We start from the raw sequence: 16,576 nt of genomic DNA on the forward strand, positions 1-16,576 counted from the left end.
CCTGCCGAGGAGAACGTCGAATGCCGTGGAAGAATCAGGGCGGTGGCCCGTGGGGCTCGGGTCCAAAGGGACCGTGGGGCTCAGGCCCGCAACCGGTCGGGCCGAGGCCGCCGGATCTGGAAGACCTTCTGCGGCGCGGCCAGGACCGCCTCCAGCAGATCATGCCGGGCGGTTATTTCTCCGGCATCGGCATCACGCTGATCATCCTGCTGATCGTCGCATTCTGGCTGCTGTCGGGCTTCTTCCGCGTGCAGTCCGAAGAGCTCGGCGTGGTGATGCGTTTCGGCAAGCACGTCCGCACCGTGCAGCCGGGTCTGAACTATCATCTGCCTTATCCGATCGAGACCGTGCTGCTGCCGAAGGCGCTGCGCGTCAACACCACCTCGATCGGCATGACGGTGATCGAGGATCCGGCGCGGCGCGGCCGCTCCATTCGGGACGTGCCGGAAGAGAGCCTGATGCTGACCGGCGACGAGAACATCGTCGACGTTGATTTCACCGTGCTCTGGCGCATCAAGCCGGACGGTGTCGGTGATTTCCTCTTCAACATCCAGAACCCCGAGGGTACCGTGAAGGCGGTCGCCGAGAGTGCGATGCGCGAGGTGATCGGCCGGTCTCAGATCCAGCCGATCCTGACCGGAGCGCGCAACGTCACAGAGCAGAACGTGCACGAGCTGATCCAGAGGACTTTGGACAGCTATGGTGCAGGCATTCAGATCACCCAGGTGCAGATGCAGAAGGTCGATCCGCCCGCGCAGGTGATCGACGCCTTCCGCGACGTCCAGGCGGCCCGCGCCAATCAGGAGCAGCTGCAGAACGAAGCGCAGACCTATGCCAACCAGGTTGTCCCCCAGGCGCGTGGACGCGCGGCCAAGATCCAGCAGGATGCCGAAGGTTACAGGGAACAGGCTGTCGCCGAGGCCAAGGGCCAGAGCGCGCGGTTCCTGAAGGTTTACGAGGAATACAAGAAGGCGCCCGACGTGACGCGTGAACGGATTTACCTGGAGACGATGGAGCGCGTGCTCGGCGGGGCTGACAAGCTCGTCTATGATGGTGGCCCCTCGGGCCAGGGCGTCGTGCCCTATCTGCCGCTTCCCGAACTGGCGCCAAAGCGGACACCTACGACTGGTCCGCAGTCGAGCGGAGGCACCCGATGAAGTCTCCAGTCACAGGTTTTGTCACGCTGCTCGCCCTCCTGTTCGTCGTGATCGTCGGCTATATGTCGTTGTTTACCGTGCAGCAGACCGAGCAGACGATCGTGCTCCAGTTCGGCAGGCCGGTCGACGTCGTCACCGCGCCCGGCCTGCACTTCAAGGCGCCCTGGAACTCGGTGATCAACATCGACAAGCGGATTCTCGATCTGGAGAACCCGTCGCAGGAGGCGATCGCCTCCGACCAGAAGCGGCTCGTGGTCGACGCCTTCGCGCGCTACCGCATCAAGGACGCACTGCGCTTCTATCAGAGCGTCGGCTCGATCCAGGCCGCCAACATCCAGCTCACCACGCTCCTAAACGCGGCGCTGCGCCGCGTGCTCGGCGAGGTGACCTTCATCAACGTGGTGCGCGACGACCGCGAGAAGCTGATGCTGCGCATTCGCGACCAGCTCGACCGCGAGGCCGATGGCTACGGCATTCAGGTCGTCGACGTCCGGATCCGCCGCGCCGACCTGCCGGAGCAGAACAGCCAGGCGGTCTACCTGCGCATGAAGACCGAGCGTGAGCGCGAGGCCGCCGAGTTCCGGGCACAGGGTGGGCAGAAGGCCCAGGAGATCAGGTCCAGGGCCGACCGCGAGGCGACCGTCATCATCGCTGAGGCCAATTCGCAGGCTGAGCAGACCCGTGGTGCGGGCGATGCCGAACGCAACCGCCTGTTTGCAGAAGCCTACGGCAAGGACGCCGACTTCTTCGCCTTCTACCGGTCGATGACGGCCTATGAGAACGGGTTGCGTGCGAACGATACCCGCTTCCTGCTCCGGCCGGAGTCGGATTTCTTCCGGTACTTCGGTAGCCCCTCAGGCAGGACGCCAACCGAGACGCAGGCGAAGCCGTAAGCCAGACAAAGGGCGGCGGATTTCGCCGCCCTTCGTCCAGACAAGAACAGCATAGCGGGAGGTTCCATTCCGATGAGGTCCATTGCGTTCGCCGACTTCCTCATCGGCCTAGGCATCCTGTTCGTCCTCGAAGGCTTGATGTTCGCGGCCAGTCCAAACTGGATGCGCAAAGCCATGAAAAGCGCCATCGCCACGCCGGACAGCATCCTGCGGGCGGTCGGGATCGGCTCGGCCGTGGCCGGCCTGGTCCTGATCTGGGTTATGCGGCGCCCGATTTAGGCCTTCGGCCCAACGCCAAAGTGAAGGCGCCAGACTGGTTTTCGCCGTATTATCGGGCTCTTGAGGCCCGATAAGCTCCGCGCTTGCGCCGCGCCCCCGTTCGAGCGCAGTCTGGCGCCGAATCCCTTTCGCCTGGAGATCACAATGACCGCTGCCACCAATGCCCCGTCCTGCTCGCGCCGCCGCGCGCGATTTGGTGTTCGACTTGGGCTGGTTGCGCTCGCCATCGGTGCTTGCAGCGCGTTCGGCGCGCCGGCCCATGCGCGTGGACCGGATGGCATCGCCGACGTCGCCGAGAAGGTGATCGACGCGGTCGTCAACATCTCGACCTCGCAGAACGTCGAAGCCAAGGGCGGGGGCAGCAACTCGATGCCGCAGCTGCCGCCCGGTTCACCCTTCGAAGAGTTCTTCGACGATTTCTTCAAGAACCGCCGAGGGCCCGGCGGCGGCAGCAAGGGCGGCGAGAACAGCGCGCCGCGCAAGACCAATTCGCTCGGAAGCGGTTTCATCATCGACACCGCGGGCGTCGTCGTCACCAACAACCACGTCATTGCGGACGCCGACGAGATCCACGTCATCCTCAACGACGGCACCAAGATCAAGGCCGAGCTGGTCGGCGTCGACAAGAAGACCGATCTCGCTGTGCTCAGGATCAAGCCGACGAAGCCGCTGGTCGCGGTCAAGTTCGGCGACAGCGACAAGCTGCGCCTCGGCGACTGGGTGGTCGCAATCGGCAATCCCTTCAGCCTGGGAGGCACGGTGACTGCCGGCATCGTCTCGGCCAAGAACCGTGACATCTCCTCCGGGCCGTACGACAGCTACATCCAGACCGACGCATCCATCAACCGCGGCAATTCCGGCGGCCCGCTGTTCAATCTCGACGGCGACGTCATCGGCGTCAACACGCTGATCATCTCGCCGTCCGGCGGCTCCATTGGCATCGGCTTTGCCGTGCCGTCGAAGACGGTGGTGGGCGTCGTCGACCAGCTCCGCCAGTTCGGCGAGCTGCGCCGCGGCTGGCTCGGCGTGCGCATCCAGAGCGTCACCGACGAGATCGCCGAAAGCCTCAACATCAAGCCCGCGCGGGGCGCGCTGGTCGCCGGTGTCGACGACAAGGGCCCGGCCAAGCCCGCCGGCATCGAGCCCGGCGACGTCGTCGTCAAGTTCGACGGCAAGGACGTCAAGGACCCGAAGGATCTGTCCCGCGTCGTCGCCGACACCGCGGTCGGCAAGGAGGTCGACGTCGTCATCATCCGCAAGGGCAAGGAAGAGATCAAGAAGGTCACGCTCGGCCGCCTCCAGGATCCCGACAAGGTGCAGGCCGCGGTGAAGACCGACGAGCCGGCGCCGGAGAAGCCGGTGACGCAGAAAGCGCTGGGCCTCGATCTTGCTACGCTGAGCAAGGATCTGCGCACGCGCTACAAGATCAAGGACAGCGTCAAGGGCGTGGTCGTCACCAATGTCGACACCAATTCGGACGCCGCCGATAAGCGTCTGTCCGCCGGCGACGTCATCGTCGAGGTGGCGCAGGAGGCGGTGTCGAGCGGCGCCGACATCCAGAAGCGGGTCGACCAGCTCAAGAAGGATGGCAAGAAATCGGTGCTGCTGCTGGTCTCGAACGGCGAGGGCGAGCTGCGGTTCGTCGCGCTGAGCGTGCAGTAGTGGGCGCTGTTCGCGCCACATTCAACTGTCATGCCCCGCGAAGGCGGGGCATCCAGTACGCCGCGGCTTCTCGGTTCTAGCTTCGCTGTCTCTGGAATACTGGATCGCCCGCCTTCGCGGGCGATGACAGAGAGAGGGGAGGCTTTACCCCTCCACGAACTCGTCCCGCCGATACCCCTGCGCATACAGCAGCGCGGTGAGATCGCCGTGATCGATCCGCGCGGCCGCGGCGGCAGCCACCGCCGGCTTGGCGTGATAGGCCACGCCCAGACCCGCGGCCTGGATCATCGCGAGATCGTTGGCGCCGTCGCCGACCACGACCGAGTCGATGTCGTCGAGATCGAACGATTCCATCAGGTCCACCAAGGTCGCGAGCTTCGCCGCGCGGCCCAGGATCGGCTCCTTCACTTCCCCGGTGAACTTGCCGTCGCGCACGACGAGCTCGTTGGCGCGGTTCTCCTGGAAACCTATCTTGGCGGCGACCGCGCTCGTGAATAGCGTAAAGCCGCCAGAGACGAGGCAGGTATAGGCGCCGTTCGCGCGCATGGTGGCGACCAGCTCGCGGCCGCCCGGCGTCAGCGTGATGCGCTTGGCCAGGACCTCGTCGACCGCGCTGGCGGGCAGGTCCTTGAGCAGCGCGACGCGCTCGCGCAGCGCCGGCTCGAACTCGATCTCGCCGCGCATCGCACGCTCGGTGATGGCAGCGACATGCGCCTTGACCCCGACGAAATCGGCGAGCTCGTCGATGCATTCCTGGCCGATCATGGTGGAGTCCATGTCGGCGAGAAAAAGCTTCTTGCGCCGGAAGCCGACAGGCTGCACGACGATGTCGATGGGCAAATCGCCGCGGAGCTCGCGGAGCCGCTGCTCGATGGCGTTGCGGTCGCCTTCGAGGTTACTGTCCGCGCCGAAGGGGATGTCGACCGCAACCCCGTCGAACAGCCAGTGCGCGGGCGCCGCCTGCGGCAGCACGGCGCGGGCGCCATCGACGATGGTCGAGTCGAGCGCGGGATTGTCAGGGTTGCAGATCAGCGTGGCGACGAGGGACATTTGAGGTTTTCGTGAGCGAGGCGTATTCCAGCAAGGCCGTGCTTATCGCAGGCCCGACCGCCAGCGGCAAGTCGGCGCTGGCGCTGGAGCTTGCGCGTGCCGCCGGCGGCGTCGTCATCAATGCCGATTCCATGCAGGTCTATCGTGACCTCCGCATCATCACGGCGCGGCCGACCGCGGCGGACGAGGCGCTCGTGCCGCATCGTCTCTATGGCCACGTCGATGCCGCCGTGAATTTCTCGGCCGGTGCCTGGGTAAGCGATGCGGCGAAGGCGCTCGACGAGGCGAGGGCGCAGCGACAGCTGCCGATCTTCATCGGCGGCACCGGGCTCTATTTCAAGGCGCTGACCACAGGTCTCTCCGCGGTGCCGCCGATCCCCGCCGAGCTGCGCGAGGATGTGCGCGCGCGGCTGGAACGGAACGGCGTCGAAGCGCTGCACGCGGAACTCGCAGTCCGCGATCCGCGCGCGGCCGAGCGATTGAACCTGCGCGACCGCACCCGCATCGCCCGCGCGCTCGAGGTGATCGAGGCAACCGGCCGTTCGCTGCTCGATTGGCAGCGGGAGGGACAGCCACCGCTGCTGCCCAAGGACAGATTTCGCGCGGTCTTCCTCGCGCCCGAGCGTGACGAGCTCTATGCCCGCATCGATGCCCGTTTCGATGCCATGCTGGGCGCCGGCGCGCTCGAGGAGGTCGAGCGGCTCGCCGCTAGGCATCTTGATCCGCTGCTGCCGGCCATGAAGGCCCATGGCGTGCCATCCTTGATCCGGCACCTGCGCGGCGAGCTCAGCCTGGAGGAGGCCGCCAGCATTGGCCGCGCCGATACCCGCCATTACGCCAAGCGGCAATTCACTTGGTTCCGGCACCAGCTGCCGGACTTCGAATGGGTGAGGCCGGAGCAAGCGAGCGGATGGCTCGCGGCCGTGCCGGCGGAACGGCGCACCGACTGACGCGCTTTTGTGCCGGGTTCCCGAATTTACCTCTCGCCGAACCCGGGGAACACCGCTACACTGCCGAAATCGCGCGGGAACGGCCGCATTGCCTTGACATCCAAGGTTTGGCCGCTATGTTTCGCGCAACCTTTGGGAAGCCGAGCGCCGCCATGCGTAACATTATTACCAAACTCCTTATCGCCGTCGTACCCAGGCACACCGCCGGGGGTGGCTAGCTGCCATCCACATGACAGGCGGTGTGCATGGGCCCTCTTCGGGGCCTTTTTTATTTCCCGAACCCGACACGAATGAAGCCGCTGACAACAGCGCATCCGGAGCAAGCCAATGAGCGACAAGAGCCACGATCCGAACCAGATGACCGGCGCCGCGATGATCGTCCGCGCACTCATCGATCACGGCGTGACCGACATTTTCGGCTATCCCGGCGGCGCGGTGCTTCCGATCTATGACGAGATCTTCCAGCAGAGCGAGGTCCAGCACATCCTGGTCCGCCACGAACAGGGCGCGGGCCATGCCGCCGAGGGCTATGCGCGTTCCACCGGCAAGCCGGGCGTTGCGCTCGTGACCTCCGGCCCCGGCGCCACCAACATGGTGACGCCGCTGACGGATGCCCTGATGGACTCCATTCCGCTGGTCTGCATCTCCGGCCAGGTGCCGACGCATCTGATCGGCAACGACGCGTTCCAGGAATGCGACACCGTCGGCATCACGCGTCCCTGCACCAAGCACAATTGGCTGGTGCGCGACGTCAACGATCTCGCCAAGGTGCTGCATGAGGCCTTCTACGTCGCCACCTCGGGCCGTCCGGGCCCGGTGCTGGTCGACGTCCCCAAGGACGTGCAGTTCGCCACCGGCACTTACCATCCCCCGCGCAAGTCCGACGTGCACCGCTCTTACGCGCCGCGCGTGAAGGGCGATGCGACGCAGATCCGCAAGGCGGTATCGCTGCTCGCGAACGCCAAGCGTCCCGTGATCTACAGCGGCGGCGGCGTCATCAATTCCGGCTCCGAGGCGACCCACCTGTTGCGCGAGCTGGTTGAGGTCACCGGCTTCCCGATCACCTCGACGCTGATGGGCCTCGGCGCCTATCCGGCGTCGGGCAAGAACTGGCTCGGCATGCTCGGCATGCACGGCACCTATGAGGCCAACATGACCATGCATGATTGCGACGTCATGCTGTGCGTCGGCGCGCGCTTCGACGACCGCATCACCGGCCGCGTCGATGCGTTTTCACCCGGCTCGAAGAAGATCCACATCGACATCGATCCGTCCTCGATCAACAAGAACATCCGCGTCGACGTGCCGATCATCGGCGATTGCGGCAACGTCCTCGGCGACATCCTCCAGGTGTTCAAGGCGGAGGCGAAGAAGCCCGACATCAAGTCGTGGTGGCAGCAGATTGCGCAATGGCGCGCCCGCAACTCGCTCTATTACAAGAAGAGCAGCGACGTCATCCTGCCGCAACACGCGATCCAGGCCTTGTTCGAGCAGACGCGCGGCAAGGATACCTACATCACGACCGAGGTCGGCCAGCATCAGATGTGGGCGGCGCAGTTCTACGGCTTCGAGGAGCCGCATCGCTGGATGACCTCGGGCGGTCTCGGCACCATGGGCTACGGCCTGCCGGCCGCGGTCGGCGTTCAGGTGGCCCATCCCGACAGCCTCGTCATCGACATTGCCGGCGATGCCTCGGTGCAGATGACGATGCAGGAGATGTCGACGGCGGTTCAGTACGAGCTGCCGATCAAGATCTTCATCCTGAACAACCAGTACATGGGCATGGTGCGCCAGTGGCAGCAGCTGTTGCACGGCAACCGGTTGTCGCATTCCTATTCCGAAGCGCTGCCGGATTTCGTCAAGCTCGCGGAGGCCTACGGCGCCGTCGGGCTTCAGGTGCACAAGCCGGCCGATCTCGATGGCGCCATCAAGGAGATGATCTCGGTCAAGCGCCCGGTGCTGTTCGACTGCCGCGTCGCGGCGCTCGAAAACTGCTTCCCGATGATCCCCTCCGGCAAGGCCCACAACGAGATGCTGCTGCCGGAGCAGGCCAACGACGAGGCGACTGCGAAGGCATTCGCCGGCGGCAAGGCGTTGGTGTGACGCCATGTTCGACCTGAACGAACTCGAGCGCGCACATGCGATCGTGGGGCAGGCGGTGCCGGCGACGCCGGCGCATGCTTGGCCGTTGCTCAGCCGCCGGCTCGGCACCGCGGCCGTGGTCAAGCACGAGAACCACACGCCGACCGGCGCCTTCAAGGTGCGTGGCGGCCTGGTCTATCTCGATCGGCTGAAGCGAGAGCGGCCGAACGTGCCGGGCATCATCTCGGCCACCCGCGGCAATCATGGCCAGAGTCTTGCTTTCGCGGCGCGGCGTCACGGCGTGCCCGCCGTGATCTACGTGCCAAAAGGCAATTCGGTTGAGAAGAACCATGCCATGCGCGCGTTCGGCGCCGATCTGGTCGAGCACGGCGACGATTTCCAGCTGGCGCGCGAAGAAGCCGGGCGCCGCGCGCAGTTCGAAGGCCTGCACATGGTGCCGTCGTTCCACCCTGACCTCGTGCTGGGGGTGGCGACCTACGCACTGGAACTGTTCCGCGCGGTGCCCGATCTCGACGTGCTCTACGTTCCGATCGGGCAGGGCTCCGGTATCAGCGCCTGCATCCTGGTGCGCGACTTGCTGGGCCTGAAGACGGAGATCATCGGTGTGCAATCGACCGAGGCGCCGTCATATGCGCTTTCGTTCGCGGCCGGCAAGGTCGTAACGACCGAGACCAGTGACACGCTGGCCGATGGCGTGGCGACACGCTTTCCGGACGCGGAAGCTGTTGCGCTTGTTTGCAAGGGCGCCTCGCGCATCGTCCAGGTTACGGACGATGAGATCGCGCTCGCGATCCGCGCCTATTGGACCGACACGCACAATCTCGCCGAAGGCGCCGGTGCTGCCGCGCTGGCGGCGGCGCTGCAGGAAAAGAGCAAGCTGAAGGGCAAGCGCGTCGGTCTCGTGCTGTCCGGCGGCAATATCGATTTCGATCTGTTCCGCCGTTGGGTCGGGACGGATGCGCCGGCGACGGCGTGACGGAGAGACAGAGGGGACGACAATGAACCAGCCCGCATCCGCCTATTTCATCGAGGACCGTCACGATCCCAACGAGACGCATACGCTTGCGGTGCTCGTGCAGAACGAGCCGGGCGTGCTCGCGCGCGTCATCGGCCTGTTCTCGGGGCGCGGCTACAACATCGAGAGCCTCACGGTCTCGGAGACCGAGGCCCAGAAGCATCTGTCGCGGATCACCATCGTCACCACGGGCACGCCGATGGTGATCGCGCAGATCAAGAACCAGCTCGACCGCATGATCCCGGTGTACCAGGTCGTCGACATGACCCAGACCAAGCGCTCGATCGAGCGCGAGTTGGCGATGGTCAAGGTGCGCGGGCAGGGCGAGCATCGGGTCGAGGCGCTCAGGCTGGCGGATGCGTTCCGCGCCCGTGTGATCGACGCTACCACCGAGAGCTTTGTGTTCGAGATCACAGGCAATACGGACAAGATCAATCAATATATCGATCTGATGCGCCCGCTCGGCCTCGTCGAGGTGTCGCGCACGGGTGTTGCCGCGATAGGTCGCGGGCCTGAAGGGATGTGAGCCATGTTGGCGCGCGACTGGTACTACAACGAGCGGAACCGGATGGGGATCGAGCCCGCTGTGGCCTCGATCTACGACAACCATGACGATGCCGATCTGCGCGCGCGCGCCGCGCTGAAGATGCTCGGGGTCCAGCGCGGCTGGCGCATCGCCGATATCGGCTGCGGCAACGGCGTGCTCGCCACCGAAGCGGCGTTGATGGGGGCCGACGTCGACGCCATCGACATTTCCCCGGCCATGCTGGCGCTCGCCGAGATCTACGCCCGCGACCGCAAGGCGCCTGTGCGCACCCAATCCGCCGGCCTGCTGAGCTTCGCCTACCGGCCGGAATCCTACGATCTCATCGTCAGCGAGTTTACGCTGCACCACCTGCCGGATTTCTGGAAGGCGGTGGCGATGTCGCGGATTTTTCGCGCGCTCAAGCCCGGAGCGACATTTTATCTCCGCGACATCGTTTACTCATCGATGCCCGACGCGATCGAGCGTGACGTCGAGCAATGGGCCGACTTCCAGATCAAGAACCACGATTTCTCCCGCGAGGGCGTGGTGACTCACATGCGCGATGAATATTCCACCTTCGGCTGGGTGATGGAGCGGATGCTGACCGACGTCGGCTTCACCCTGGTCGCGGCCGACTACCACGCGCCGATGCACGGCACGTATCTGCTGCGGAAACCGAAAGCCGGCGAGCAAGGCTAGACCAGAACAACAAACAGGGCTGCGAGACAAAGCAGAACCGGAAACAACAATGAAGCCGGCCGACATCCTCATCGCCGTCATGGTGGCGATCATCTGGGGGCTTGCCTTCGTGGCGAGCCGGATCGCGCTCGACGAGCTGTCGCCGGAGCTGATGACGGCGTTGCGCTTCACCATCGCCGCGGTGCCGTGCCTGTTCATTTCCAAGCCGAAGGTCGCCTGGTCACTGCTGATCGCGATCAGCTTCACGCTGTTCCTCGGCCAGTTCCTGTCTCAGGCCTATGGTATCGCCCACGGCGTGCCGGTGGGTTTGACCTCCGTCGTGGTGCAGAGCCAGGCGCTGTTCACGATCGGCTTTGCCGCGCTCGCGTTCGGTGAGCGGCCGACGCCGGTGCAGACTCTGGGGATCGTCGTTGCCGCGGCGGGCCTTTTGATGATCTGCGGCACCGTCGGCTATGATTTCAGCGTCGGCGCCTTCGCGGTTCTGATGGTCTCGCCGCTCAGCTTCGCCATCGGCAATCTGTTGCTGCGCGGCGCCCGCGGCGTGCCGATGTTCGATCTCTTCGCCTGGCTCTGTCTCGCCTCGGCCGTGCCGCTGTTCGTGCTGGCGCTGATCGCCAACGGTCCGGCGCCGACCTGGACGTCGCTGACGCACATGTCGCTCACATCGGCGCTCTGCATGCTGATGCTCGGCGGCATTTCCACCAGCATCGCCTATTGGCTATGGGGCCGCCTCTTGCGCGACTATCCGGCTGCACAAGTGGTGCCGTTCGCACTGCTGGTGCCGTTCGTGGGCTCGGCGGCCTCCAGCATCGTGTTCGGCGAACGGTTCGGGCCGCTGCGCCTCGCCGGCATGCTGACCGTGATCTTTGGGATCGCCGTGATGGTGCTGGCGAAGCGCCCGCAAGTTCTACCGAAGACTGCGTGAGGGTGATGATGACCTACTCGCTGCTCTACGCCTTCCTCGTCTTCATGGTCGTGATGTATTTCACGCCCGGGCCGAACAACATCATGCTGCTGTCCTCCGGCCTGACCTACGGCTTCCGGCGCACCATCCCGCACATCGTCGGCATCGTGCTCGGTTTCGCCTTCATGGTCGCCGCGGTCGGCCTCGGGCTCGGCTCCGTGTTCCTGGCCTATCCGATCCTCCAGACCATCCTGAAATATGCCGGTGCCGCCTATCTGATCTATCTCGCCGCTGTGATCGCCATGGCCGGTCCGGCCAAGCCGGGCGAGGAGAATGGCCGCGGCCCCATGACCTTCTGGGGCGCGGCCATGTTCCAGTGGATCAATGCCAAGGGTTGGGTGATCGTGATCGGCACCATCACTGCCTATGCGGCGATCGCCCAATTCCCGCTCAACATCGCCATTCAGACCGTGATCAGCCTCGTCGTCGGCACGGTCTCGACGGTAGTCTGGGCGCTATTCGGTACCGCATTGCGGCCGGTTCTGACTTCCGAGCGGCTGGTCCGCGCCTTCAACATCCTGATGGCGATCCTGCTGCTGGCCTCCCTCTACCCCGTTTTCATGGATGCATGATGTCGCGGATTTCCATGCAGAAACGGGTTTCCCTCAGGGCTGAAAATGCTCTAGACAGCCCCCGAAATCCGCAAATTTCACCCTTCGGACACTGACCATTGGCCGATTTCGGCCCTGAACGAGGAAACGACCTATGCGTGTTTATTACGATCGCGACGCCGACCTGAACCTGATCAAGGGCAAGAAGGTCGCCATCGTCGGCTACGGCAGCCAGGGTCACGCCCATGCGCTCAACCTGAAGGATTCCGGCGTAAAGGAAGTCGCCATTGCGCTGCGCAAGGGTTCGGCTTCGGCGAAGAAGGCGGAAGCCGCCGGCTTCAAGGTGCTGGAAGTTGCGGAAGCTGCCAAATGGGCCGACCTCGTCATGATGCTGACCCCGGACGAGCTCCAGGGCGACATCTACCGCGAGCACTTGCACGACAACATGAAGAAGGGCGCTGCCCTGGTGTTCGCGCACGGCCTCAACGTTCACTTCAACCTGCTCGATCCGCGTGCCGACCTCGACGTGCTGATGATCGCGCCGAAGGGCCCCGGCCACACTGTGCGCTCGGAATATCAGCGCGGCGGCGGCGTGCCCTGCCTGATCGCAATTGCGAAGGACGTCTCGGGCAACGCCCACGACCTCGGCCTGTCCTACGCCTCCGCCATCGGCGGCGGCCGCGCCGGCATCATCGAGACCACGTTCAAGGAAGAGTGCGAGACCGACCTGTTCGGCGAGCAGGTGGTGCTCTGCGGTGGCCTGGTCGAGCTGATCAAGGGCGGCTACGAGACCCTGGTCGAAGCCGGCTATGCGCCGGAGATGGCCTATTTCGAGTGCCTGCACGAAGTGAAGCTGATCGTCGACCTGATCTATGAAGGCGGCATCGCCAACATGAACTACTCGATCTCCAACACCGCCGAGTACGGCGAGTACGTCACCGGCCCGCGCATCATCACCGACGAGACCAAGAAGGAGATGCGCAAGGTTCTGGCCGACATCCAGGGCGGCAAGTTCGCCCGCGACTGGATGCTCGAGAACAAGGTCAACCAGACCTCGTTCAAGGCGACCCGTGCCAAGCTCGCCGAGCACCCGATCGAGGAAGTCGGCGCGAAGCTGCGCGACATGATGCCCTGGATCAAGAAGGGCGCGCTGGTCGACAAGAGCAAGAACTGACGTCTGCGCCGTCATTCCGGGTTCGCGCTCAGCGCGCGCCCCGGAATGACGAGCGAAATTCAAGCTTCGCTCGCCAAGCCAAATCTTGGACCTTGGCGGCTATGGTCGAGCGAGATCGCAAACAGCGGTCTCGCTCTTTTCGTCTCGGCGAGACATCGCTCTCTCATTCTTTCCGCGGCCTGAAGCGCAGTTGAGCGGCTCGGCTCCTGCCAAATACGGCGTCGCATCAGCCCGCCGGGACGGTCTGCCACGCGGATCGCGGGCCATCGCAATCATGCGCAGCGCCAGCACGATGAGCAGCGGAAGCAGGAAGGCGGCATAGAGCGGCATCGTCGGCACGCGCTTGCCGAACGAGACCATGAACTGGAGCCAGAGGTAATAGCCGCCCACAAGGTGCAGGGCCCGCCAGGCGCGCGGGCCGATCAGTGCGGCGGTGCGGTCGAACGATGTCGCGCCCATTGCGATGATGAAGCCGTAGCCGATGCCGCCGAAGACGTAGGAGGCTGCCGAGGTGGCCTCGGCAAATCCGGCCGGATCCATCCCGGCAAACGTCATGATCGCCGCCGCGTGGATGGCGTGGGAGGCCGCGAAGCTAAGGCCCAGATAGCGACGGTTGCGCTTCTGCCAGCGCGTCCAGGCATTGGGCCACAGCCGCGCCAGCGCCGCGGCGCTGAAGGCGAGGCAGAACAACAGGAGCGAGCTTCGCGCCGTGAAGCGGATCACCGTGCGAACGCCCTCGACCTCGAACTGCCGCATCGAGGCGATCCATAGGCTGAGTGCGACGAGGCTCACGCAGAGAACGGCCAGCAGGCGCCAGCCTTCGAGCCAGCTTCGACGTTCGGACATGGCGACCTCCCTCTCTATGTAATCATCGATTACATTTGGCGTGAATGCGCCGTCAACGGTGTAATCATTGCTTACATTCACGTTCGGGTGAGGCTAGAAGGATCCATGCCTGTTCGTCAGCCGTCCAAGCCGCGCGTCCGCCGCCCTGCCACGGAAGCCCGGCCGTACCATCACGGCGACCTCCGCCGCGTGTTGATCGATGCTGCGCTGCAACTCGCAGCGGAAGGCGCCGAAGTCTCGGTGCGGGAGGCTGCGCGCCGAGCCGCGGTGTCGCCGGGGGCGCCGTTCCGACACTTTCCCAACCGCGATGCGCTCATGGCAGCCGCGGCCGAGGAGGCACAGCGGCGCTTTCGCGCCGAGATCGATGCGGCGCTGCGCGAGGCTCCGGCCGCCGACCCGCTCGCCCGCTTCCGCGCCTTCGGTCTCGCCTATTTGCGTTGGGCCATGCGCAATCCCGCGCATTTCGAGATCATCTCGACCGGGCGCTATTTTGCCCATGGCAGCTCGCCGGACCTGACACGAGACAACGCCGAGCTGATCGCGCTAACGGAGCAGATGCTGGTCGACGCGGCAGAGCAAGGCCTGCTGCGGTCGGCCGACCTCAAGCGTATCCAGGTCGCCGGGCGCGCCCTCGTCTACGGTTTCGCTCGGATGAATCTCGACGGCCATTTCCCGCGCTGGGGCGTCGGGGAGGGCGAGATCGAGCGGATGGCGGAGGGGGTGATCGACCTGTTCATCGCAGGTATCGCAAAGCCCTAGCGGGCCAGCGGCTCTGGTCGATGCCGTACGGCGCAGCCCGCTAACATTAAGCGAAGGTCGGACCGCGCCGCGCGTTGCCTCTCCTTGATCATTCCGTTACAGTTTTATGACACGGTGCAGGCTTCCGGCTGCTCCGGACGCCCTGGCTGTTTTTGGGTCGGCCAGCCAGGCTTGGCATCACCGCGCCGGACCAGAAGTTGCGTGTCGTCGATGGCGTCCGCGCCCAATCCAGGTCCTTCTGCCACGACGGCCGTGCTGGCGAGCGTCGCCGCGCTCGGCATCTGGCGGCTGCTCGCGGTTGCAGCGCCGCATCTGGCGGCACTCGCCCTGATGTACGAGACCGAGACCGATTTCGGCTCGCGCCTGTCCTTCGCGCTGGCCTGGGGCATCCTCAACTTCTTCTGGATCACGCTGCTGCGTCGCCCCGCGCTGTCGGGTGCGCTGTCGCTGACCATGGTGGTCGTGCTGGTGCTGCTGTCGCGGCTCAAGCACGACGTCGTGCAGATGACGGTCAACTTCATCGACCTGATGATGATCGACCGCGACTCCGTCGCGTTCCTGTTCACGATCTTCCCGAACTTACGCTGGTCGGTGATCCTGGCCGGTCTGGTCACGCTGCCGCTGATGTATGCGCTGTGGTGGCTCGATCCGTTCCGCATCCGCCGCCTGCCGGCGCTCGCCTGCAAGCTCGCCTGCCTTGCCGCCCTGGTCTGCTATTCGCTCTATCACCCGGACGAGGCCTGGCGCGGCTATTACGACGACGGCTATCTCTCGAAATTCTTCCGCTCGGGCGTCACGGCCGTCTCCGATTTTGCGCAATACGGCTTCATGGAGGCGTCTGCTTCGACCGGCGAGCGGCTCAACATGCCGCTGGTCGATGCCTGCCACCCGGCTGGCCGCCGGCCCAACATCATCATGATCCATGATGAATCGAGCTTCGACATCCGCGCCGCCCAGGGCATCAAGGTGCCGCCGCGCTATGGCGACTATTTCAAATCGTGGGACGGCAAGCAGCGCACGTTCCTCGCCGAGAGCAATGGCGGGCCGAGCTGGTTCACCGAGTATAACGTGCTCGCAGGGCTTTCCTCGCGTTCATTCGGCCGCTTCGCCTATTTCGTCACGCGCATCGCCTCGAACCGGGTCGAGCGCGGCCTGCCGCTGGCGCTGCGCCGCTGCGGCTACGACACGCTGTCGCTCTATCCCGCCCATGGCGGCTTCATGGGCGCGCGCAGCTTCCAGATGACGACGGGAATCGAACGCTTCCTCGATTCCAAGGATCTGGGCGCCAAGGGTGTCGAGCCCGACAGCTTCTTCTACGACAAGGCGCTTCAGCTGATCGGCCAGCAGCCGCCGAACAAGCCGCTGTTCGCCTTCATCTATCTCGGTGCCAACCACTTCCCCTGGGAGACCCGCTTCCGTCCCGATCTGCTGCCGAATTGGCGCGCGCCGGGCAATGTGCCGTCCATCGATGAATATCTGCGCCGCCAGACTATGAGCGCCGAACAGTACAAGGCGTTCGTTGCCGGTTTGAAGAAGACCTTTCCCGGCGAGCCATTCCTGATCGTGCGCTACGGCGATCATCAGCCGGAGTTTGCGGCTGCCATCCTCGAGCCCGGGCTCGACGAGGGCGCCATCGGCAAGAAGCTCGACGCCTACGATCCGCGCCTCTACGCGACCTATTATGCCATCGACGCCATCAATTTCGAACCGGTCGGAAGCCAGGCCGTGATGGACACGATTGACGGTCCCTATCTGCCGCTGGTGGTTCAGGAAGCCGCCGGCATCCCGCTCGACCCGTCCTTTGCCGAGCAGAAGGAGATCATGCTCCGCTGCAAAGGCATCTTTTACGGCTGCAAGGATGGCGCCGAGGCGCGGCGGCTGAACCGGCTGCTGATCGACGCGGGGATGATCCGGGGGCTGTAGCCTCTCGCTTGGATCGCGGACGCAA

Annotated in this window: 15 protein-coding genes and 1 pseudogene; 14 read left to right on the forward strand and 2 right to left on the reverse strand. The window is 64.8% G+C overall.

Going from position 1 to position 16,576, the window contains the following annotated elements; genetic code table 11:
- The first annotated feature begins 20 nt into the window (after positions 1-20).
- The 4 genes from hflK to ACTEK7_RS28845 all read left to right on the forward strand — a co-directional run bounded on the left by hflK (position 21) and on the right by ACTEK7_RS28845 (position 3,991).
- Positions 21-1,157: an FtsH protease activity modulator HflK gene (gene hflK, locus ACTEK7_RS28830; protein ID WP_036024980.1), complete on the forward strand. Its 1,137-nt coding sequence runs from the start codon at positions 21-23 to the stop codon at positions 1,155-1,157.
- The gene (hflC, locus tag ACTEK7_RS28835) at positions 1,154-2,050 is read left to right on the forward strand and encodes a protease modulator HflC (protein WP_036037453.1); all 897 of its coding nucleotides are present in this window, start codon (positions 1,154-1,156) and stop codon (positions 2,048-2,050) included. Before hflK ends, hflC begins: the two co-directional genes overlap by 4 nt.
- Before the next feature lie 72 nt (positions 2,051-2,122).
- The gene (locus tag ACTEK7_RS28840) at positions 2,123-2,329 is read left to right on the forward strand and encodes a DUF2065 domain-containing protein (RefSeq protein WP_225147804.1); all 207 of its coding nucleotides are present in this window, start codon (positions 2,123-2,125) and stop codon (positions 2,327-2,329) included.
- Between the two features lie 144 nt (positions 2,330-2,473).
- Positions 2,474-3,991 carry a Do family serine endopeptidase gene (locus ACTEK7_RS28845; RefSeq protein ID WP_225147803.1) on the forward strand — a complete coding sequence of 506 codons (1,518 nt, stop codon included), beginning with the start codon at positions 2,474-2,476 and terminating at the stop codon, positions 3,989-3,991.
- A gap of 144 nt (positions 3,992-4,135) precedes the next feature.
- Here ACTEK7_RS28845 and serB read toward each other — a convergent pair whose 3' ends face one another.
- Positions 4,136-5,041, reverse strand: a complete 906-nt coding sequence (gene serB / locus ACTEK7_RS28850; RefSeq protein ID WP_074448134.1) for a phosphoserine phosphatase SerB — start codon at positions 5,039-5,041, stop codon at positions 4,136-4,138.
- A gap of 11 nt (positions 5,042-5,052) precedes the next feature.
- Here serB and miaA point away from each other — a divergent pair, with 11 nt between their 5' ends.
- The 8 genes from miaA to ilvC all read left to right on the forward strand — a co-directional run bounded on the left by miaA (position 5,053) and on the right by ilvC (position 13,023).
- Positions 5,053-5,991 (forward strand): tRNA (adenosine(37)-N6)-dimethylallyltransferase MiaA, encoded by a 939-nt coding sequence (miaA, locus tag ACTEK7_RS28855; RefSeq protein ID WP_225147802.1) that lies wholly within the window; start codon positions 5,053-5,055, stop codon positions 5,989-5,991.
- A gap of 327 nt (positions 5,992-6,318) precedes the next feature.
- Positions 6,319-8,094 (forward strand): acetolactate synthase 3 large subunit, encoded by a 1,776-nt coding sequence (locus tag ACTEK7_RS28860; protein ID WP_036025002.1) that lies wholly within the window; start codon positions 6,319-6,321, stop codon positions 8,092-8,094.
- Between the two features lie 4 nt (positions 8,095-8,098).
- Complete coding sequence (locus ACTEK7_RS28865) at positions 8,099-9,070, forward strand: threonine dehydratase (RefSeq protein WP_225114700.1); 972 nt, start codon at positions 8,099-8,101, stop codon at positions 9,068-9,070.
- A gap of 22 nt (positions 9,071-9,092) precedes the next feature.
- Entirely contained in the window at positions 9,093-9,635 is a 543-nt protein-coding gene (ilvN, locus tag ACTEK7_RS28870) for an acetolactate synthase small subunit (protein WP_018640841.1), read from the forward strand.
- A 3-nt stretch (positions 9,636-9,638) separates the two neighbouring features.
- On the forward strand, positions 9,639-10,334 hold the full coding sequence (locus ACTEK7_RS28875; RefSeq protein ID WP_036006616.1) for a class I SAM-dependent methyltransferase: 696 nt from the start codon (positions 9,639-9,641) through the stop codon (positions 10,332-10,334).
- 49 nt (positions 10,335-10,383) lie between these two features.
- Positions 10,384-11,259, forward strand: a complete 876-nt coding sequence (locus ACTEK7_RS28880; protein WP_225137977.1) for an EamA family transporter — start codon at positions 10,384-10,386, stop codon at positions 11,257-11,259.
- A gap of 8 nt (positions 11,260-11,267) precedes the next feature.
- Complete coding sequence (locus tag ACTEK7_RS28885) at positions 11,268-11,870, forward strand: LysE family translocator (protein ID WP_036006650.1); 603 nt, start codon at positions 11,268-11,270, stop codon at positions 11,868-11,870.
- Between the two features lie 133 nt (positions 11,871-12,003).
- On the forward strand, positions 12,004-13,023 hold the full coding sequence (gene ilvC / locus ACTEK7_RS28890; RefSeq protein ID WP_036006621.1) for a ketol-acid reductoisomerase: 1,020 nt from the start codon (positions 12,004-12,006) through the stop codon (positions 13,021-13,023).
- A gap of 243 nt (positions 13,024-13,266) precedes the next feature.
- Here ilvC and ACTEK7_RS28895 read toward each other — a convergent pair.
- A pseudogene (locus ACTEK7_RS28895) lies at positions 13,267-13,869 on the reverse strand (hypothetical protein); the annotation flags it as partial.
- 105 nt (positions 13,870-13,974) lie between these two features.
- Between ACTEK7_RS28895 and ACTEK7_RS28900 the strand changes: the two are divergent.
- Positions 13,975-14,628: a TetR/AcrR family transcriptional regulator gene (locus ACTEK7_RS28900; RefSeq protein ID WP_225141606.1), complete on the forward strand. Its 654-nt coding sequence runs from the start codon at positions 13,975-13,977 to the stop codon at positions 14,626-14,628.
- Between the two features lie 210 nt (positions 14,629-14,838).
- Positions 14,839-16,551: a sulfatase-like hydrolase/transferase gene (locus ACTEK7_RS28905; protein WP_225127745.1), complete on the forward strand. Its 1,713-nt coding sequence runs from the start codon at positions 14,839-14,841 to the stop codon at positions 16,549-16,551.
- Positions 16,552-16,576 lie beyond the last annotated feature (25 nt).

The sequence above is a fragment of the Bradyrhizobium sp. JHI2711 genome (genome assembly GCF_056156565.1).